This window comes from Neisseria sp., assembly GCF_030523955.1.
Classification (GTDB): Bacteria; Pseudomonadota; Gammaproteobacteria; order Burkholderiales; family Neisseriaceae; genus Neisseria.
Window position 1 is genome coordinate 1 of sequence record NZ_JAUNHL010000058.1, and the last position, 17,895, is coordinate 17,895.

The following is a 17,895-nucleotide window of genomic DNA, read 5'->3' on the forward strand; positions in this document are numbered from 1 at the left end:
ATAAATCTACTCTAATTGAATTTCTATATATTTCAATATATTAATTTCTTCCGATTGGTTCCATCACGATTTATTGGTAATCTCATTGTTTACAAATAATAATAATTCGTATTAACATAGAAGGATGAACAAGAATTTATTAACCGATTACCGTTCCATTGCCTTGCTGGTGGCCGCCGCGCATGTGGCCGGTATTTTGCTGACTTCTGCCATGGTTGAAAAATTTGAACCGCCGGTATTGTCGCTGACCATGGTTGAACTGGCCGATGGAGGTGCAGCCGGCGACGGCGGTGAGGCAGGAGGCGGTGGTGGCGGAGCGAAAGAAGCCGAACCGGCAGCCCAGCAACCGGCAGAGTCCAAACCGGTGAAGAAGGAGGCTGCGCCGGTAAAAGCGAAGACAGCCGCCCCGGTTGAATCGAAACCTCAGCCTGTTGTGAAAAAAACACCTGAGGTGAAGCCGGAGAAGCAGCAGGAAAAAGTAGCGGAGCCGGTTAAACCGATAGAAAAACCGGTACCGAAAGCGGTCGAAACCCCCAAGGTAGCTACGCCTGCACCGGTGCCCAAAACGAATCCGGTACCTGCTACATCGCAATCGGATTATGTTCAGAGTAATAAAACCTCATCCACTGTCGGCAGTGGAGCAGGAGGCGGTGGTGCTGCCGGCAATAAAAACAAAGCAGGCAGCGGCCAGGGCGGTGATGCAAAAGGCAGTGGTAAAGGAAGCGGTTCAGATTCCGGTTCCGGCAGTGGGGGCGGTGGCGATACGAAAGCCAATCACCGCGGCGGATATTTGAACAATCCCAAGCCGAAATATCCGGAGTTATCCAGAGAGATGGGGGAAGAAGGCCGGGTCGGTTTGACGGTAACCGTAGAGCCGAACGGTTCACCATCATCTGTAAGCGTGAGTCGAAGCAGCGGTTATCCGCGCTTGGATAAAGCGGCGGAAAGAGCCGTGCGCGGTTATCGTTTCAAGCCGGCGACCCGTGGCGGCACACCGATACGCTCGACTTATACTTTTTCGATAGATTTTAGATTAGACAGTTGATTTGGATATTGATTTATGAATTTGATGCTTGTATTCCAGCAGGGCGATCCTGTATTGATTGGTGTATTTTTGGTTTTGGTACTGATGAGTATTGTTACTTGGACCATTATTATCTGGAAAGTGGTGGTTTTCTGGAAGCTGCGCCGTGAAGACCGTGCCGCGCGTGATTCGATCTGGGCATCGGACAGCCTGAACCAAGCGGTCAGCAACAGTAATCAGTATACCGCAGCACCCAGTGTGAAACTGATGCGTGCTTCGTTGGAATCCTACCATCATTACCGTAGCGACAAAGGCAGTGCGATGGCGGCCAGCCTGCCGTTTAACGATTATTTGACTTCGCGTATCCGCCATCATATGAGCGGTATTCTCAGCCAGTTTGACCAAGGTTTGACGCCGCTGGCGAGTATCGGAGCAACTGCACCGTTTATCGGTTTGTTCGGCACGGTATGGGGTATTTACCATGCTTTAATCAATATCAGCAACACCGGCCAGATGAATATTGCAGCGGTTGCCGGCCCGATCGGCGAAGCCTTGGTGGCCACAGCGGCCGGCCTGTTTGTCGCGATTCCGGCGGTGTTGGCTTACAACGCACTGGTACGTAAAAATAAAGTGGTGGCGCAGGATTTGGATCATTTTGCCCATGATCTGTATGTACAACTGCTGAATAATAAGGAATAAATTATGGCTTTCGGTTCTTTCGGCGGTCAATCCGACGCGCCTTTGGCGGAAATGAACGTAACCCCGTTGGTGGATGTGATGCTGGTGTTGCTGATTGTATTTATGGTGACCATGCCGGTGATGACTCACTCTTTGAATGTTAATCTGCCGTCCAATCCGGGCTCGGTAACGGTGCAGGCTGATCAGGCGATGCGTTTGGAAGTGGACGCTAACGGCAGTTACCGGCTGAATGATCAGGCGGTATCGGCCGATGATTTAACCAGCCGCTTGCAGCAAGGTGATGTGAAGGAAGCCACGTTGGCGATTTCCGCCGATAAAAGCGTGCCTTACGATTATGTCGCCCGCGCCATTTCGGCGGCCCGCCAGGCCGGTATCAGCAAATTCGGTTTGATTAATGCGCAGATACAATAAAATGTACCGTGAAAAAAAGAGCATAACCTTGGGGCTGTGCTCTTTTTGTTTTGTGGACCGAATGTTTTAACCGCAGAAGCGGATTCAGACAGGCATAGCCGGGTTGGTATATATATATAGGAGGTTTGCTGGTTTAGGATTGGTGCGCTTTATCCCACACCATCTGCGCAGTGAGTTTGTTTAAACAATCAGTGTGGCCGAGCGGACATTCGCGTTTAAAGCAAGGGCTGCATTCGAGCTTGAGGCTGATGATTTTCGCTTTGTCGCTCAAAGGCGGGGTATGATCCGGGCTGGAGGAGCCGTAAACTGCTACCAGATTGCGGTCGAGGGCGGCGGCCAGATGCATCAGGCCGCTGTCGTTGCAGACTACGGTATCGGCGCAGGCTAATAGGTCTATGGCCTCGGAGAGGCTGGTACTGCCGCAGAGGTTGGTGCAGACATCATTACTCAAACGGTTGATTTCTTCGGCAATTTCGCGGTCTTTTTGTGAGCCGAACAACCAGATTTGCCAGTCTTCGGCGGCGTAACGGCGGGCGAGTTCGGCAAAATGGGCGGCGGGCCAGCGTTTGGCGGGGCCGTATTCGGCGCCCGGGCAAAAGGCGAGGATGGGGCGTTCGGTATCGAGCCGGTGTTTGGCTAAGGCGGCCTGTTGGCTGGCGGGGTCGATTTGGAAATGCGGTTGGCCGGAATGGCCGTTGAAGTCGGCTTGGCTGGGATGGGCGAGTGCGGTGTAGCGGTCTACCATTAATGGCAGTGCGGCTTTGTCGAGTTTGCGGATGTCGTTGAGCAACAGATAACGCGATTCGCCGACGTATCCGGTGCGCAAGGCAATGCCGCTGGCACGGGCGATGATGGCGGATTTGAACGAACCGGGCAAAACGATTACTTGGTCGTAGCCCTGTTTGCCCAATTCGCGGCCGGCTTGCCAGCGCTGTTTGAGCTTGAGTGCGCCGTGGCCGAAAGGGTTTTCGATCACGCGCCTGACTTCGGGCATGCGTTCTAATACCGCCATCGACCATTTGGGTGCGTATACATCGATGGTGCAGCCGGGATAAAGCTCGTGCAGACGTTGGTAGAGCGGCTGCGTCATCACGCAATCGCCGATCCAACTGGGGGAAATAATCAGGATGTTTCTGCTCATGAGGATACGGATGGTGGCGGGTGGAGAGATCCATGCCTGTCTGAAAAAAATCCGATGAAACCATCTTTATATTTTTCAGACAGGCATGGCTTTAAGGTAAGGGTTTGCCCTGTGCGGCGGTATAAACGCTTAACCATTCCTGTTCGCTAAACGGAATGTTTAAGGCGGCGCTTGCATTTTCGATCCGTTCAAGCCGGCCGGAGCCGACAATCGGCATGATACCGGCCGGATGGGCGAGCAGCCACGCGTAGGCCAGGGTGTCCAGCCGGTTTTCGCCGTATGCTTTGCCGTGGGCGAGCAGGGCTTGGGCAACCCGTGCGCTGCGTTCGTTTTGCGGTTTGAACAGCGCGCCGCCGCCCAGCGGCGACCAGGCCATCGGGCGCAATCGTTTTTCCAACAGATAATCCAGGCTGCCGTCGTCGAACGGTGTAAGTTGCAGCGGTGAAATTTCGATTTGGTTGGTTACCAAGGGCTGGTCCAGCCATGATTGCAGCATGCTGAATTTCTGCGCGGAATAGTTGGATACGCCGAAATGGCGCACCAAGCCGCGGCGGTGCAGATCATCGAAGGCGGCGGCGATTTCTTCGGGATGGGCGCAGGGCGAAGGGCGGTGAATCAGCAGTAAATCGAGATAGCCGCATTGCAGTTTTTCAATCGAGCGCTCGGCCGACCAAATAATGTGCGCACGGCTGTTGTCGTAATAATGGTTTTGAATATGCGGCAATTCGTCGTTGGGAAACAGAATACCGCATTTGCTCACTAGATAGAGCCGTTCGCGCAGGGCAGGCTCCAGCGCAAGTGCACGGCCAAACACCGCTTCGTTGCGAAAGCCGCCGTAGCAAGCGGCGTGGTCAAAGCATTGTATGCCGGTTTCCAATACTTGGTGGATGAGTTTCAGACAGGCATGGTCATCCAAGCCCCATTCATGGGCGCGCCAATAGCCATGCGCCAATCTGCCGGGTAATACGCCCTCTGTCGTGGATGCCATTTTAATGATGTCCTTTGATTTCGCCGTCGAGCTGGTAGACGGTGCCGCAATAAGGGCATTCGATGCGGCTGTTGGACTCAATCGGCAGGAACACGCGCGGATGGCCGTTCCAACTTTCGTTGGCAGGGCCGGAGCAGTGCAGCGGCAAATCGTGCGGGGTGATGACAACGGTTTGGGGTGTGGTTTGGCTCATGGTTTGATCCTTTCGTAAACATTTTGATGTTTATTGTACGATATAAGTATCACGTTTGGCACGTTCTTCAGAAGGCGGCAGCTCAAGGCCGCCGAGCAGGCTCAATTGGGTTTCTACGGTTTGGCTCATGGCGGTAAGCGCCAAGTCGTTTTCGGCGGTACCGAAGGGTTCGCTGATTTCGTCGACGATTTCGCTCAAGGCCATAAAGGTATAGCCGACAAAGGTCACCATAAACGGGGTGACCCAGCCTATGCTGTTCACCAAACCGAAGGGCAGCATAAAGCAGTAACCGTATACGGTGCGGTGCATCATCACAAAATAAGCAAACGGAATCGGCGTGTTGCTGATGCGTTCGCAAGCGGCTTGAATCAGCGCGATTTCTTCCAGATTGCCATCGATGCTTTGCCATTCGATGCTGCCGATATGGCCGTCGCGCAGCAGCTCGGCGTTGAGGCGGGCCAGCAATTGGTTGGCCATCATGGCCGGATAAGGGCTGGCGAGCAATTCAGCCTGATAGGCTTGAGGGGCGATGCGGAGGATATCGGCTTCGGCGCTCTCTGCGCGCAACTGGTGGCGCAAACAGTGGGTAAACGTGATGATCAGGCTGACCATATCGCGGCGGACGGAGTCGGGAATATGCGGCAGCGTGGTAATTTTGTAAGCCAGGGCGCGGGTTTGCCAAATCAGCGCACCCCATTGTTTGCGGCCTTCCCAGAAACGGTCGTAAGCGGCGGTATTGCAAAAGCCGTGGAAAATCGCCAGCGCGATGCCCAATAGGGTGAATACGGTGGCGTTGAGCGGGATCTGGTATTCGAGAATATGGCGTTGGTAATAAGACACCGCAACCGAAAAAACAAACAGCAATAAAAGTGGCTTCCACAAACGGTGGAAGAACGAACCCTGCATCACATATAGCAGAGCCAGGCGGTTTTGCGGGCGGATAATCATAATGTGCGGTACCGGTATTTATGCATAAATGCCTGTCTGAAAACAAAGCACCGTGTGCGACGAAGCTTGCGATTATACGCTAAGCGGCGACATTCTTTCTATCCAGAAAAGCGAACGGTTGGCTTTGCCCTAAAGTGCTGCAATACAGGGATTGGCGTATCAAAAAAGCGCTAAATCGTTTAAACTAGCGCTCAAACCGATTATCCGACAGCTGTGCGCCGAGCGCCGGTTTTTTATGGAGTAAGCGATGAAATTGATTTATCTCGTTATCAAGATTTTGATTTTTTTGGTATTTCTGCTGATTGCTTTGGGCAATACGCAAACAGTGCCGTTTTTCTACCTGCCCGGTCAGCAGCTTGATCTGCCCTTGATTGTGGTGTTGTTCGGCGCTTTTCTTATCGGGGCGGTTTTCGGCGTATTCGCGATGTTCGGCCGCCTGCTGCGGCTGCGCAGTGAAAATAACCGCTTGCGTCGCGAAGTGGCCAAGAGTGCACGCGTAACCGAAAAAGATTTGGCGGTGCCTGCTACTACAGCGCCGACCCATACCGCAGCGGCTCAACCTGCACTTCAAAATAAGGGCGGCAATGGAAATTGATTTGTGGATATGGCTGCTGCCGATCGGCTTATTGCCGGTGTTTTTCGCCATGGGCTGGTTTGCGGCACGGGTGGACATGAAAACCGTACTCAAACAGGCCAAAAGTGTGCCAGAGGGTTTTTATAGGAGCCTGGATGCGCTGGTAGACCGTAATACCGGCAAAGCGGCGCGCAATTTGGCCGAAGTGGTGGAGCAGCGCCCGGCCGATTCTTATGATTTGAGCCTCACTTTGGGCAAGATTTACCGCCTGCGCGGTGAAAACGATAAAGCGGTATCCATGCACAAAGCCCTGCTCGAGTCGCCGGATACGGTCGGCGAGAAACGCGAACGGGTGCTGTTTGAATTGGGGCAGGACTATCAAAGCGCGGGTTTGGTCGACCGCGCCGAACAAATCTTCCTCGAATTGCAGGAAGGCAATATGGCGAAACAGGCCGGCGAAGTGTTGCTCAATATCTACCAACAAGACCGCGATTGGGAAAAAGCCATCCATACGGCCAAGCTGCTCGGTCACGACGAGTTGACTTACCAGTTTGAAATCGCCCAGTTTTATTGCGAAATGGCGCAGGCGGCTTTGTTTAAATCCGATTTCGATACCGCGCTTGGCCATGCGAAAACCGCGCTGGCGGTTAATTCCAAATGTACCCGCGCCAATATGATTTTGGGCGATATCGAACTGAAACGTGGTAACTTCCGCACCGCGATTGATGCTTACAGCGCCATCGAAAAGCAAAACCACGCCTATTTGAGCATGGTGGGCGAGCGTTTATATGATGCTTATGATGCGTTGGGCAAACCGGAAGAAGGCTTGAACGTGTTAATCGGTTACACCCAAGCTTTCCCGCAGATAGACTTGATTAATGTGATTTACGATAAATCGCTGCTGCTCAAAGGCGAGAAAGCTGCTAATGAAACGGCCGTCGAAATCGTGCGGCGCAAACCTGATTTAAACGGTGTTTACCGCCTGCTCGGCTTGCAAATCAGCGATTTGCATCCGGCCTGGAAAGCTGATGCCGATATGATACGCAGCGTGATCGGCCGCCAGTTGCAGAAAAACTGGATGTATCGTTGCCGCAATTGCCATTTCAAATCGCAAGCCTATTTCTGGCATTGCCCGGCGTGTAACAAATGGGAAACCTTTACGCCGAATAAAATCGAAGTTTAATCTGTTCAGACAGGCATGGCCGGATGTTTCATGCCTGTCTGAAAACCATCAAACATTGAAAAACGATGAAACCGGATACCGATCTTCAATCTTACGACAGCCCTGAGCAAATGGTTTATACGCTGGCGGATGCCTGCTTTGCCTATTTGGAAAAAGCAGGCGGTGCGGCAGCGGAACAACTGAGCGACGAGCAGCACACGCTGATGGCTTATGTTTATCTCGACAGCCAGGTGCAAGAAGGCGGCTTTGTGCAATTAATCGCTTCGGGTTACGGCGAATATGTATTGCTCAATCCGCTGGCCGACAGCCTGCGCCGCTGGCGTATCAAGCCTACTCCGAAAATACTCGACCAAGCCAAAGCGCTTTATCTGAAGCACGGCGAAGCCATTGAGCGCTTGAGCGAAGAGGGTGTCGATTTAAACGAATTGCGCCGGCAGTTTGCCGACTTTGAAGAGCTCGACGGCGAATATTACGATAACGCCGAAACCGATATGGCATCGGTTGCCGCCTATATTGCCGAGCATCCGGCCAAATTTACTTCTTTCCCATAATGCCTGTCTGAAAAAAATTGGAATGCCATGAATCCTTTAATCAGCGATTTTACCCCGCCGCCCGCGCGCCTGCCCGTGATTGTGGCGCTGGATTTTGCCAACAGCCAAGATACCTTGTCATTCGTGCGCCGGTTGGATCCAACCTTGTGCCAGCTTAAAATCGGCAAAGAGTTGTTTACCGCTACCGGCCGACGATTGGCCGAAGACTTGATTAATCAAGGATTTAAGCTGTTTCTCGATTTGAAATACCATGATATTCCGCATACCGTGGCGCAAGCCTGCAAAGTGGCGGCCGAAATGGGCGTGTGGATGGTCGATATGCACGCTTCCGGCGGCCGCCGCATGATGGAAGCCGCCGCCGAAGCGGTGGCGGGCTACGCTCAGAAACCCTTGTTAATCGGCGTAACCGTACTCACCAGCATGGAAGAGGCTGATCTGGCGGAAATCGGCTGGCAGGTGCCGGTGGAGGAATTGGTGTTGCGCTGGGCGAAGCTGGCGCAAAACTCCGGTTTGGATGGCGTGGTATGTTCCGCTCATGAAGCGGCACCGTTGCGCGCGGCCTTAGGCGAAGAATTCGTATTGGTGACACCCGGAATCCGCCTGGATGTTGCCGGCAATCAAGACGACCAACGGCGTATCATGACACCGGCACAAGCCTTGGCGGCCGGTTCCAGCTATCTGGTGATGGGGCGGCCGGTCACTCAGGCCGACGATCCGGTGGCCGTGTTGCGCGCAGTGAACCAATTGGTGGCTTGAATCAGTTTCCAGACAGGAGTTTGGCAATGGAGGCCTGTCTGAAAACCTGATGGCAATCGCGTTTCAGGACTGCTGTTTAATTAATATGAAGGACACGCCCGCTTGCAAGCAGCCGGGCATTGGAAAGCAAACGGACAAAAAAATGACTTTAAACCGCAATATCCCGCAACTGAAACAACAACTTTCCACCGCCCGCGTATTGGTGGTGGGCGATGTGATGCTGGATCGCTATTGGTTCGGCGACGTATCGCGCATTTCCCCCGAAGCGCCGGTACCGGTGGCCAAGATCGGCAAAGTCGATCAGCGCGCTGGCGGTGCCGCCAACGTGGCGCGCAATATCGCTTCTTTGGGTGGGCAGGCGGCCTTGCTGTCGGTAACCGGCGCCGATGAGGCCGGAGAAACCTTGGAAGGTTTGATGACCGAATGGGGCATTGCCGCCCATCTGCTGCGCGATCCGGGTATGGATACCACCGTGAAACTTAGGGTGGTGGCGCGTAACCAGCAGCTTATCCGTTTGGATTTTGAAAACCTGCCGGGCTATGAAGTGCTTGCACAGGTCAAAGAACAATACCGCCTGCTATTGCCGCAATATGACGTGGTGATTCTTTCCGATTACGGCAAAGGCGGTTTGAGCCATGTGGCCGAAATGATCGATTGGGCGCGCGAGGCGGGAAAACCGGTGTTAATCGATCCGAAGGGTGATGATTATGAGAAATATGCCGGCGCCACTTTGCTGACCCCCAACCGCGCCGAATTGAAAGAAGTAATCGGTTCTTGGAAATCGGAGCAGGATTTGCAGGAGAAAACCGATCAGTTGCGCCGCCATCTCGGTTTGCAGGCTCTGCTGCTCACCCGCAGCGAGGAAGGCATGTCGCTATTTCGCGACGGAGAACCGCATCACCAACCCGCGCGCGCGCAGGAAGTGTATGACGTTTCCGGCGCCGGCGACACCGTAATAGCCGGCATGGGCTTGGCTTTGGCTGCGGGAATGGACTTGCCCGAAGCGATGCAGCTGGCCAATGCCGCCGCCGGTGTTGTCGTGGCGAAACTCGGTACCGCTGTTTGTACGTTTGACGAATTGGCCGAAGCCTTATAATATGAAATATGACGAGATAATCTTGAAAGATGCTGAAAAGCCGGATTATCTCGTCAGTATTATTTGTTTATTAGAAAAGTTAACGAATTAATATTTGCTGTTGGTGTGGATTTGCCAAGGCAGGTATAAATATGGCTTAACAACATGATTTGTGGGACATAAACGTATGAAACATTACCGTATGCGGCTCGAGCTTAGCTGGGATGATAAAGATTATCCTAAGGGAGAATTGAAGGCATCGGATTTGATGCCGGTGGTTTCTACTTGGCTGCGGCATAACAATATTGATCCGAACATCGTTTATGATTTCGATGCCGCTTTGGACGAACCGTTTTCTTACGGCTTTACCGATATGACGTCCACACAGGTTATCGAACTGCTAACTTCCGTTGCCGGTGCTTTTCCCGATGTACATTTTTATGCGCGGGGCGTCGGCCAAGCGTTCGGTGATATGTGGTTGCGCGAATTCCATAAAGGCAGCATTGTTTTTGCGGAAGGGCCGTTCCATATTGCATTGGGCGGTGAGAAAAAACGCGGCTGGCTGTCCAAATTATTTGGTTGAAGCATGTTTTCAAGCCGATGCCTGTCTGAAAGCCGTATTTCAGACAGGCATTTGTTTTGCCGGTAGCGCTTTCGCTATATAATCATCCGATATTGTTTTGAGAGGATATTCCATGACCATCATCGTAACCGGTGCCGCCGGTTTTATCGGCAGCAACATTGTTAAAGCACTGAATGAGCGCGGCATCACCGATATTGTGGCCGTCGACAATCTGACGCGCGGTGAGAAATTTGCCAACCTTGCCGAATGTGAAATCGCTCATTACCTCGACAAACACGAGTTTATCCGCCAAGTGCGCGAACACATTCTGCCCTTCGACAATATCGAAGCGGTCTTCCATGACGGTGCCTGCTCCGACACCATGGAGCATAACGGCCTCTATATGATGGACAACAACTACCAATACAGCCTCGATCTGCTCGATTGGTGCCAAGATGAGCGTATTCCGTATCTCTACGCTTCCAGCGCTGCGGTTTACGGCAAGGGTGAAGTATTCCGCGAAGAGCGCGAATTGGAGCAGCCGCTGAATGTTTACGGTTATTCCAAATTCTTGTTCGATCAAGTGGTGCGCCGCCGGATGGAAGAAGGGTTGACCGCGCAAGTAGTAGGTTTCCGCTATTTCAACGTTTACGGCCCGCGCGAACAGCATAAAGGCCGTATGGCTTCGGTAGCCTTCCACCATTTCAACCAATACCGCGAACAAGGTTACGTGAACTTGTTCGGCGGCTACGACGGTTACGGTGAAGGCGAGCAAAGCCGCGATTTTGTCAGCGTGGAGGATGTGGTGAAGGTGAATCTGTTTTTCTTCGACCATCCCGAATTATCCGGTATTTTCAATCTGGGCACCGGTCGCAGCCAGCCGTTCAATGATCTGGCCGCCGCCACCGTTAACGCTTGCCGCGCAGCGGAAGGTAAAGAGAAAATGTCTTTGCCCGAGTTGGTTTCCGCCGGTTTGGTGCGCTATATCCCTTTCCCCGATGCCTTGAAGGGTAAATACCAGAGCTTTACCGAAGCCGATATCACCCAACTGCGCGAGGCGGGTTACGAAGAGCCGTTTTACGATGTGGAGCAGGGTGTGAGCCGTTATGTGAAATGGATGCTGGAACGGTTTTAAAGTCAAAGAAGCGGAAAAATAATCAATGCCTGTCTGAAAAATTATTTTCAGACAGGCATTTGTGTATCAGAACCAATCAATCCAAACGGCTGATGCCGCCTAAATAGGGTTGCAGCGCGGCTGGGATATTAATGCTGCCGTCGGCATTTTGGTGGTTTTCAAGTACGGCCACTAGCGTGCGGCCGACGGCGAGGCCGGAGCCGTTGAGGGTGTGCAGCAGGCGGTTTTTGCCGTTCTCGTCTTTAAAGCGTGCTTTCATGCGGCGGGCTTGGAAGTCTTCGCAGTTGGAGCAGCTGGAGATTTCGCGGTAGGTGTTTTGTGCAGGTACCCACACTTCCAAATCGTAGGTTTTGGCGGCACCGAAGCCCATGTCGCCGGTGCACAGCACGATTACGCGGTAGGGCAGTTCGAGCAGTTGCAGGATTTTTTCCGCGTGGCCGACCATTTCCTCCAGTGCGTCGTAGGATTGGTCGGGGTGAGTAATCTGTACCATTTCCACTTTGTCGAACTGGTGCTGGCGGATTAAGCCGCGTACGTCTTTGCCGTAGGCGCCGGCCTCGGAGCGGAAGCAGGGAGAATGGGCGGTGAGTTTCAGCGGTAGTTTTTCAGCGGGTACGATGCTGTCGGCCACGGTATTGGTGAGGGTTACTTCGGCGGTGGGAATCAGGTATTGCGTGAGCTTGGTTTCGTCGCCGCCGCGGGTAACGTGGAACAGGTCTTCGCCGAACTTGGGCAGCTGGCCGGTACCGAACAAGGTACTGTCGTTCACAATATAGGGGGTGTAATGCTCGGTATAGCCGTGTTGCAAGGTGTGGGTATCGAGCATAAACTGCGCCAGCGCGCGGTGCAGGCGGGCGATTTGGCCTTTCATTACGGTGAAGCGGGCGCCGGAAAGTTGTGCGCCGGTTTCAAAGTCCAAACCCAACGGCGCACCTAAATCGACATGGTCTTTGATGTCGAAATCAAACGTGCGCGGCGTACCGTAGCGGCGCACTTCGACGTTTTCGCTTTCGTCGGCACCCACCGGAACGCTCTCGTGCGGCAGATTCGGAACGGCGGCGAGCCATTGTTCCAATTCGTTTTGTACTGCATCCAAATCGGCGGCGGCCTGTTCGAGCTGATTTTTGATGGTGCCTACTTGATTCATCACTTCCTCGGCTTCGGCGTGTTTGCCTTGGCCTTTTAAGGCGCCGATTTGTTTGGAGAGGGTATTGCGGGCGGCCTGCCACTCTTCGGTTTGTACCTGCAGGGCTTTGCGTTTGGCTTCGATGGCTTCGAAACGCGCGGTATCGAAATCATATCCGCGTGCCGCCAAGCGTTTGGCGGTTTCGGCGGTATGGTTGCGTAGAAGTTGGATGTCTAACATATTCGTTCGGCTCGTGTGTTTTTAGAGGGAAAAGAAAAAGGCTTATTTTAAACTATTTGGCCCTGCCTCGGAAATTTAAGCGCCGTGTTTTGTGGGGTGTTTCGCAATGGGAACTTCAGACAGGCAATGTTGCGGCGGCGTGCGCCGCAATAAGTCGTACCACAGGCGCAGGCGGGCGAGGCGTTCGCGCAAATGGATTTTGAAACCGGCACGCCAGCCGATGATGCGTGCGTTGTAAGCAGTGGCATGCAAGCCGTGAAACTGCGCCTGTACCAATGCGCGTTGGTTGTGGAAGGGCTGGGAAATGATGCAGACTACGCTATCGCCGAAAGCTTCCTTGAAGCGGATGATGCTGTCCAGTGTGCGCAAGCCGGCAGGATCTTGCCAGATGGCTTCTTCGGGCACGCCGGCAGCCACTAGGTCGGCCTGCATGCATACGGTTTCGCTGACAGATTGCTGAAGGCCGCTGCCGCTGACGACGATGGCGCTGATTTTGCCGGCCCGCCACAATTCAACCGCCGCATCTATGCGGTAACGGTAATAGCGGTTGAGGGCTTGGTGCTCGCCAAGATATTTGGCGGTGCCCAAGAGCAGCGCATAGCGGCACTCGGGGAGCAAAACGGGATCATCGTAGCTGAAGCGGCGCGCTTTAAAGGAAATGAAAATGTCGGCAAGCGCAGCCGTGCAAAACGCTATGAATAAAACGATGAATAGTATGCATAAAATGTTGAGCAAAATAGTCATTGTAAACTTTATGTTTGGATTATCAGTAAAGACAATAAAACAAAAATGCCTGTCTGAAAACCGGTTTCAGACAGGCATTTTATCCGATGCTTACAATCAGCGGCATAAACCGGCAAATACGTCGAAATAAGTGGGGAAGGTTTTGTGGGTACATTTCGGGTCGTTAATGATAACCGGCACGCCCAATAAGGAAACCAGCGAGAAACACATCGCCATGCGGTGGTCGTCGTAAGTGTCGATGCGGGCATCGGGTATCAATTGGGCGGGCGGAGTGATGTGGATGGCTTCCGCTTCTTCGACAACAGTAGCACCGACTTTGCGCAATTCGTTAGCCATGGCGGCGATGCGGTCGGTTTCCTTAACGCGCCAGGAGCCGATATTGCTCAGCGAGCAGGGCGCGCCGGCAGCCAGCGCCACAATCGCTAAAGTCATTGCCGCATCGGGAATGTGGTTGGCATCCAAATCAAACGGCAGAATCTTCTGCCCTGGAGCACGCGATACTTCGATAAAGTCGTCGCCCCATACGACGGTGGCGCCGATTTTTTCGAGTTCGGCGGCAAAGGCGACATCGCCCTGAATCGCGTTTTTTCCCAAACCGCTTACCCGGATGGGTACGCCGGCGAGCAGGCCGGCTGCCAGAAAATAAGATGCGCTGGAAGCGTCGCCTTCTACGTGCAGGGTTTGCGGTGCGTGGTAGCGGGCGGCAGCAGGCAGATAGAAGGTCTGATAATCCTGATTTTCGACAACTACGCCGAATTTTGCCATCAAATTCAAGGTAATGTCGATGTATGGTTTGGAAATCAATTCGCCGACCACTTTAATGGTGAAGGCTTCTCCGCTTAAGGGTAACGCCATCAGCAAGGCGGTTAGAAACTGGCTGGATACATTGCCTTTTACCGGAATAATGCGGGTATCTTTGTCACGCCATTGCCCGATATGCAGCGGCGGGAACCCGGGATTGCCCAAATAATCGATATCGGCACCGGTAATCCGCAGTGCATCGACCAAGTCGCCGATCGGCCGCTCGTGCATGCGCGCCACGCCGTGCAGGTGATAGTCGCCGCCCAATAAGGCCAATACGGCGGTTAGCGGGCGGAAGGCGGTGCCGGCGTTGCCGAGAAACAAATCGGCGCTTTTGTTGGGAAAAGTACCGCCGCTGCCCTGTACGGTCAGACTGTCGCCTTTCCTCTCGAGAGACACGCCCAGAGCAGTGAGTGCGTCCAACATGCGGTCGGTGTCATCCGATTTTAATAAGGATTTGATTTCGCAGATGTTATCGGATAAGGCTGCCAGCAGTAAGGTACGGTTGCTGATGCTTTTGGAGCCGGGTAGCGCGACAGTGCCGGGCTGTAGGGTGTGGGCGGGTAAACGGATGAAGTCGCTCATGCTGGTGTAGGGCTGGAGTTGGTCAAAAAGACTTGCTATTATGCCAATTATTTTCAGATTAAGGAATCTTAAAGGATACAATATGGGCAAACAGTTGCAGGTAATCGCGATAGACGGCCCCAGCGCTTCGGGAAAAGGTACCGTAGCTTCGCGAGTGGCGGCGGCTTTGGGCTGGGATTATCTGGACTCGGGCGCACTCTACCGCTTGACAGCTTTATATGCGCAACAGCAAGGGGTCGACTGGAAAAACGAAACAGCGGTGGCGTCACTGGCCGCCGGCCTGCCGGTAGTGTTTAAAGGCGATAAAATTTTGTTGGACGGTCAGGATGTCAGCCAGGCCATCCGCAGCGAAGAAATCGGTATGGGAGCATCGACTGTGGCTGCGTTGCCGGCAGTGCGTACCGCCTTATTACAGCGCCAACGGGATTTTCTGACTGAACGTGGCTTGGTCGGTGATGGTCGTGATATGGGCTCGGTAGTGTTTCCGGATGCCTGTCTGAAAATCTTTTTAACGGCCAGTGCAGAAGTGAGGGCGCAGCGCCGCGCCCGCCAATTGGATTTGCCTTGCGAAGGCGAAGCTTATGAACGCATTTTGGAAAGCATCCGCGAGCGCGATGAGGCCGACAGCCGCCGGGAGGTGGCGCCGCTGCGTCAGCTGCCCGATGCCCGTTTGCTCGATACCTCGGAAATCGGTATCGAAGAATCGGTAAAAAAAGTACTTGATTGGTATGAAAAAAAATAAATCTATTGTATAATGCACGACTTGTGGCAAGGGCGGTCTTTAGAGGCCGCCTGAGTCCTTTTTTATTTTTTCACTTGTTTGGCTAGGGAAAACAAGTGTTTGCCAACCTCAAACCCCGCACTCCTTAGCGGTGCAGCGAAAGATATACCTGAACATGGAAAATTTTGCCCAGTTATTGGAAGAATATTCAGCCGTACAAGAAATGAACCAAGGCGAAGTGATTACCGCCGAAGTTGTCGCCATCGAAGACAAATTCGTGGTAGTAAACGCCGGCCTGAAATCGGAATCCCTGATCGACATCAACGAATTCAAAAACGCCCAAGGCGAATTGGAAGTTAAAGTCGGCGATTTCGTAACCGTAACCATCGAATCGGTAGAGAACGGTTTTGGCGAAACCAAACTGTCGCGCGAAAAAGCCAAACGCGCAGCAGACTGGATCACCTTGGAAGAAACCATGGAAAACGGCGATATCCTTTCCGGCGTGATCAATGGCAAAGTAAAAGGTGGCCTGACCGTTATGATCAACAGCATCCGTGCTTTCCTGCCCGGTTCGTTGGTTGACGTGCGCCCGGTAAAAGATACTTCTCACTTTGAAGGCAAAGAGATCGAATTCAAAGTGATCAAATTGGATAAAAAACGCAACAACGTGGTGGTATCACGCCGCGCAGTTCTGGAAGCCACTTTGGGCGAAGAGCGCAAAGCACTGCTCGACAACCTGCAAGAAGGTTCAGTGGTTAAAGGTATCGTTAAAAATATTACCGATTACGGTGCGTTCGTTGACTTAGGCGGTATCGACGGTCTGCTGCACATTACCGATTTGGCATGGCGTCGTGTGAAACATCCGAGCGAAGTGTTGGAAGTCGGCCAAGAAGTAGAAGCCAAAGTGCTGAAATTCGATCAAGACAAACAGCGCGTATCTCTGGGCATGAAACAATTGGGCGAAGATCCGTGGAACGGTTTGGCACGTCGTTATCCGCAAGGCACCCGTCTGTTCGGTAAAGTATCTAACCTGACCGACTACGGTGCGTTTGTTGAAATCGAGCAAGGTATCGAAGGTTTGGTGCACATCTCTGAAATGGACTGGACGAACAAAAACGTTCACCCGAGCAAAGTCGTTCAATTGGGCGACGAAGTAGAAGTGATGATTTTGGAAATCGACGAAGAACGCCGTCGCATTTCTTTGGGCATGAAGCAGTGCCAAGCCAATCCTTGGGAAGATTTCGCCGCCAACTACAATAAAGGCGACAAAATAAAAGGTGCGGTTAAATCCATTACCGATTTCGGCGTATTCATCGGTCTGCCGGGTAATATCGACGGCTTGGTTCACCTGTCTGATCTGTCGTGGACCGAATCCGGCGAAGAAGCTGTGCGCAAATACAAAAAAGGCGAAGAAGTGGAAGCCGTTGTATTGGCCATCGACGTGGAAAAAGAACGTATTTCCTTGGGTATCAAACAACTGGAAGGCGATCCCTTCGGTAACTTTATCAGCGTGAATGACAAAGGTTCTCTGGTTAAAGGCACCGTGAAATCAGTTGAGGCCAAAGGTGCAGTGATTGCGTTGGGCGATGAAGTGGAAGCTTATCTCCCTGCTTCTGAGTTTGCGGCTGATCGTGTCGAAGATCTGACCACCAAACTGAACGTAGGTGATGAAGTAGAAGCCGTGGTAGTAACCGTTGACCGTAAAAACCGCAGCATCAAACTGTCTGTTAAAGCGAAAGATGCTAAAGAAAGCCGTGATGCGCTGAACTCAGTGAATGCTTCTGCCAACGCTAATGCAGGTACCACTAGTTTGGGCGATTTGCTCAAAGCCAAATTGTCTGGCGACCAAGAGTAAGTCGATAAGGTATTACCATGACCAAATCTGAGTTAATGGTTCGTTTAGCGGAAGTATTTGCTGAAAGAAACGGGCAGCAATTGCAGGCTAAGGATGTTGAATACAGTGTAAAAGTCTTGGTGGATACCATGACGCGTTCACTGGCAAAAGGCCAACGCATCGAAATCCGTGGATTCGGCAGTTTTGACTTGAACCATCGTCCCGCGCGTGTCGGACGTAATCCTAAAACGGGAGAAAGAGTTGAGGTTCCTGAAAAATATGTTCCTCATTTCAAACCAGGCAAGGAATTGCGTGAACGGGTGGATCAAGCTCTGAATAGCGCCCAATAAAGGCTAATGTAAATCGTAAGCACCACATGAGAAATCATGTGGTGCTTTTTCGTGGTGTACTACTTTTCTTTGTAGAGTTGGGTATTGGTTTGCATGGTTGTTGGTATACTTTTTCTGTTTTGCTACAGAGCATCTATTCACAATAGAAGGTGTGTTAAAATGAGATGCCTGTCTGAAATTTTTCAGGCAGGCATTTTAATTGTTTGGTTTGCGATTTGTGGTTTGATTTGAGTTTGGGACGATAAAAATATCCA

Annotated in this window: 20 protein-coding genes; 13 read left to right on the forward strand and 7 right to left on the reverse strand. The window is 52.4% G+C overall.

The genetic code is table 11. The features are described from left to right. The first annotated feature begins 124 nt into the window (after positions 1–124). The 3 genes from Q4C79_RS10880 to Q4C79_RS10890 are packed head-to-tail and all read left to right on the forward strand — an operon-like array spanning position 125 to position 2,134. Positions 125–1,045, forward strand: coding sequence for an energy transducer TonB (locus tag Q4C79_RS10880; RefSeq protein ID WP_303091043.1), 921 nt, complete (start codon positions 125–127; stop codon positions 1,043–1,045). 15 nt (positions 1,046–1,060) lie between these two features. Then, positions 1,061–1,723 (forward strand): MotA/TolQ/ExbB proton channel family protein, encoded by a 663-nt coding sequence (locus Q4C79_RS10885; RefSeq protein WP_303091044.1) that lies wholly within the window; start codon positions 1,061–1,063, stop codon positions 1,721–1,723. Positions 1,724–1,726: 3 nt separating this feature from the next. Next, on the forward strand, positions 1,727–2,134 hold the full coding sequence (locus Q4C79_RS10890) for a biopolymer transporter ExbD (RefSeq protein WP_303091045.1): 408 nt from the start codon (positions 1,727–1,729) through the stop codon (positions 2,132–2,134). Between the two features lie 133 nt (positions 2,135–2,267). On the opposite strand, the gene waaF is transcribed toward Q4C79_RS10890, so the two are convergent. The 4 genes from waaF to Q4C79_RS10910 form a co-directional block, all read right to left on the reverse strand. Beyond that, positions 2,268–3,275 (reverse strand): lipopolysaccharide heptosyltransferase II, encoded by a 1,008-nt coding sequence (gene waaF / locus Q4C79_RS10895; RefSeq protein WP_303091046.1) that lies wholly within the window; start codon positions 3,273–3,275, stop codon positions 2,268–2,270. Positions 3,276–3,366: 91 nt separating this feature from the next. Then, complete coding sequence (locus Q4C79_RS10900; protein WP_303091047.1) at positions 3,367–4,263, reverse strand: aldo/keto reductase family oxidoreductase; 897 nt, start codon at positions 4,261–4,263, stop codon at positions 3,367–3,369. A gap of 1 nt (position 4,264) precedes the next feature. Beyond that, positions 4,265–4,456: a zinc-finger domain-containing protein gene (locus Q4C79_RS10905; RefSeq protein WP_303091048.1), complete on the reverse strand. Its 192-nt coding sequence runs from the start codon at positions 4,454–4,456 to the stop codon at positions 4,265–4,267. A gap of 30 nt (positions 4,457–4,486) precedes the next feature. Beyond that, positions 4,487–5,404 carry a bestrophin family protein gene (locus tag Q4C79_RS10910; protein ID WP_303091049.1) on the reverse strand — a complete coding sequence of 306 codons (918 nt, stop codon included), beginning with the start codon at positions 5,402–5,404 and terminating at the stop codon, positions 4,487–4,489. Between the two features lie 247 nt (positions 5,405–5,651). On the opposite strand from Q4C79_RS10910, the gene Q4C79_RS10915 reads away from it, so the two are divergent. From Q4C79_RS10915 to rfaD, 7 genes are all read left to right on the forward strand, one after another. Continuing rightward, positions 5,652–5,999 carry a lipopolysaccharide assembly LapA domain-containing protein gene (locus Q4C79_RS10915; protein WP_303091050.1) on the forward strand — a complete coding sequence of 116 codons (348 nt, stop codon included), beginning with the start codon at positions 5,652–5,654 and terminating at the stop codon, positions 5,997–5,999. Next, complete coding sequence (gene lapB, locus Q4C79_RS10920; RefSeq protein ID WP_303091051.1) at positions 5,989–7,161, forward strand: lipopolysaccharide assembly protein LapB; 1,173 nt, start codon at positions 5,989–5,991, stop codon at positions 7,159–7,161. Before Q4C79_RS10915 ends, lapB begins: the two co-directional genes overlap by 11 nt. A gap of 65 nt (positions 7,162–7,226) precedes the next feature. After that, positions 7,227–7,712, forward strand: coding sequence for a DMP19 family protein (locus Q4C79_RS10925; protein WP_303091052.1), 486 nt, complete (start codon positions 7,227–7,229; stop codon positions 7,710–7,712). A gap of 27 nt (positions 7,713–7,739) precedes the next feature. Then, the gene (gene pyrF / locus Q4C79_RS10930) at positions 7,740–8,468 is read left to right on the forward strand and encodes an orotidine-5'-phosphate decarboxylase (protein WP_303091053.1); all 729 of its coding nucleotides are present in this window, start codon (positions 7,740–7,742) and stop codon (positions 8,466–8,468) included. A gap of 142 nt (positions 8,469–8,610) precedes the next feature. Further along, entirely contained in the window at positions 8,611–9,564 is a 954-nt protein-coding gene (rfaE1, locus tag Q4C79_RS10935; RefSeq protein WP_303091054.1) for a D-glycero-beta-D-manno-heptose-7-phosphate kinase, read from the forward strand. Positions 9,565–9,730: 166 nt separating this feature from the next. Then, positions 9,731–10,126, forward strand: coding sequence for a hypothetical protein (locus Q4C79_RS10940; protein ID WP_303091055.1), 396 nt, complete (start codon positions 9,731–9,733; stop codon positions 10,124–10,126). A 112-nt stretch (positions 10,127–10,238) separates the two neighbouring features. Beyond that, a complete protein-coding gene (gene rfaD / locus Q4C79_RS10945; RefSeq protein ID WP_303091056.1) occupies positions 10,239–11,240 on the forward strand; it encodes an ADP-glyceromanno-heptose 6-epimerase in 1,002 nt (333 codons plus the stop codon). A 76-nt stretch (positions 11,241–11,316) separates the two neighbouring features. Here the strand turns inward: rfaD and serS are convergent, their stop codons facing one another. The 3 genes from serS to aroA form a co-directional block, all read right to left on the reverse strand. After that, positions 11,317–12,606 carry a serine--tRNA ligase gene (serS, locus tag Q4C79_RS10950; protein ID WP_303091057.1) on the reverse strand — a complete coding sequence of 430 codons (1,290 nt, stop codon included), beginning with the start codon at positions 12,604–12,606 and terminating at the stop codon, positions 11,317–11,319. 75 nt (positions 12,607–12,681) lie between these two features. Next, positions 12,682–13,350: a vancomycin high temperature exclusion protein gene (locus Q4C79_RS10955; RefSeq protein WP_303091058.1), complete on the reverse strand. Its 669-nt coding sequence runs from the start codon at positions 13,348–13,350 to the stop codon at positions 12,682–12,684. Between the two features lie 96 nt (positions 13,351–13,446). Continuing rightward, positions 13,447–14,736, reverse strand: coding sequence for a 3-phosphoshikimate 1-carboxyvinyltransferase (aroA, locus tag Q4C79_RS10960; protein ID WP_303091059.1), 1,290 nt, complete (start codon positions 14,734–14,736; stop codon positions 13,447–13,449). Between the two features lie 82 nt (positions 14,737–14,818). On the opposite strand from aroA, the gene cmk reads away from it, so the two are divergent. The 3 genes from cmk (at position 14,819) to Q4C79_RS10975 (ending at position 17,641) form a co-directional block, all read left to right on the forward strand. After that, on the forward strand, positions 14,819–15,478 hold the full coding sequence (cmk, locus tag Q4C79_RS10965; protein WP_303091060.1) for a (d)CMP kinase: 660 nt from the start codon (positions 14,819–14,821) through the stop codon (positions 15,476–15,478). Between the two features lie 148 nt (positions 15,479–15,626). Next, positions 15,627–17,312, forward strand: coding sequence for a 30S ribosomal protein S1 (gene rpsA, locus Q4C79_RS10970; RefSeq protein WP_303091062.1), 1,686 nt, complete (start codon positions 15,627–15,629; stop codon positions 17,310–17,312). Between the two features lie 17 nt (positions 17,313–17,329). Then, positions 17,330–17,641, forward strand: coding sequence for an integration host factor subunit beta (locus tag Q4C79_RS10975; RefSeq protein ID WP_303091061.1), 312 nt, complete (start codon positions 17,330–17,332; stop codon positions 17,639–17,641). Positions 17,642–17,895: the final 254 nt, after the last annotated feature.

Coding starts and splice junctions, on each gene's coding strand:
- Q4C79_RS10880 (WP_303091043.1), top strand. CDS start 125: ATGAACAAGAATTTATTAACCGATTACCGTTCCATTGCCTTGCTGGTG.
- Q4C79_RS10885 (WP_303091044.1), top strand. CDS start 1,061: ATGAATTTGATGCTTGTATTCCAGCAGGGCGATCCTGTATTGATTGGT.
- Q4C79_RS10890 (WP_303091045.1), top strand. CDS start 1,727: ATGGCTTTCGGTTCTTTCGGCGGTCAATCCGACGCGCCTTTGGCGGAA.
- waaF (WP_303091046.1), bottom strand. CDS start 3,275: ATGAGCAGAAACATCCTGATTATTTCCCCCAGTTGGATCGGCGATTGC.
- Q4C79_RS10900 (WP_303091047.1), bottom strand. CDS start 4,263: ATGGCATCCACGACAGAGGGCGTATTACCCGGCAGATTGGCGCATGGC.
- Q4C79_RS10905 (WP_303091048.1), bottom strand. CDS start 4,456: ATGAGCCAAACCACACCCCAAACCGTTGTCATCACCCCGCACGATTTG.
- Q4C79_RS10910 (WP_303091049.1), bottom strand. CDS start 5,404: ATGATTATCCGCCCGCAAAACCGCCTGGCTCTGCTATATGTGATGCAG.
- Q4C79_RS10915 (WP_303091050.1), top strand. CDS start 5,652: ATGAAATTGATTTATCTCGTTATCAAGATTTTGATTTTTTTGGTATTT.
- lapB (WP_303091051.1), top strand. CDS start 5,989: ATGGAAATTGATTTGTGGATATGGCTGCTGCCGATCGGCTTATTGCCG.
- Q4C79_RS10925 (WP_303091052.1), top strand. CDS start 7,227: ATGAAACCGGATACCGATCTTCAATCTTACGACAGCCCTGAGCAAATG.
- pyrF (WP_303091053.1), top strand. CDS start 7,740: ATGAATCCTTTAATCAGCGATTTTACCCCGCCGCCCGCGCGCCTGCCC.
- rfaE1 (WP_303091054.1), top strand. CDS start 8,611: ATGACTTTAAACCGCAATATCCCGCAACTGAAACAACAACTTTCCACC.
- Q4C79_RS10940 (WP_303091055.1), top strand. CDS start 9,731: ATGAAACATTACCGTATGCGGCTCGAGCTTAGCTGGGATGATAAAGAT.
- rfaD (WP_303091056.1), top strand. CDS start 10,239: ATGACCATCATCGTAACCGGTGCCGCCGGTTTTATCGGCAGCAACATT.
- serS (WP_303091057.1), bottom strand. CDS start 12,606: ATGTTAGACATCCAACTTCTACGCAACCATACCGCCGAAACCGCCAAA.
- Q4C79_RS10955 (WP_303091058.1), bottom strand. CDS start 13,350: ATGACTATTTTGCTCAACATTTTATGCATACTATTCATCGTTTTATTC.
- aroA (WP_303091059.1), bottom strand. CDS start 14,736: ATGAGCGACTTCATCCGTTTACCCGCCCACACCCTACAGCCCGGCACT.
- cmk (WP_303091060.1), top strand. CDS start 14,819: ATGGGCAAACAGTTGCAGGTAATCGCGATAGACGGCCCCAGCGCTTCG.
- Q4C79_RS10975 (WP_303091061.1), top strand. CDS start 17,330: ATGACCAAATCTGAGTTAATGGTTCGTTTAGCGGAAGTATTTGCTGAA.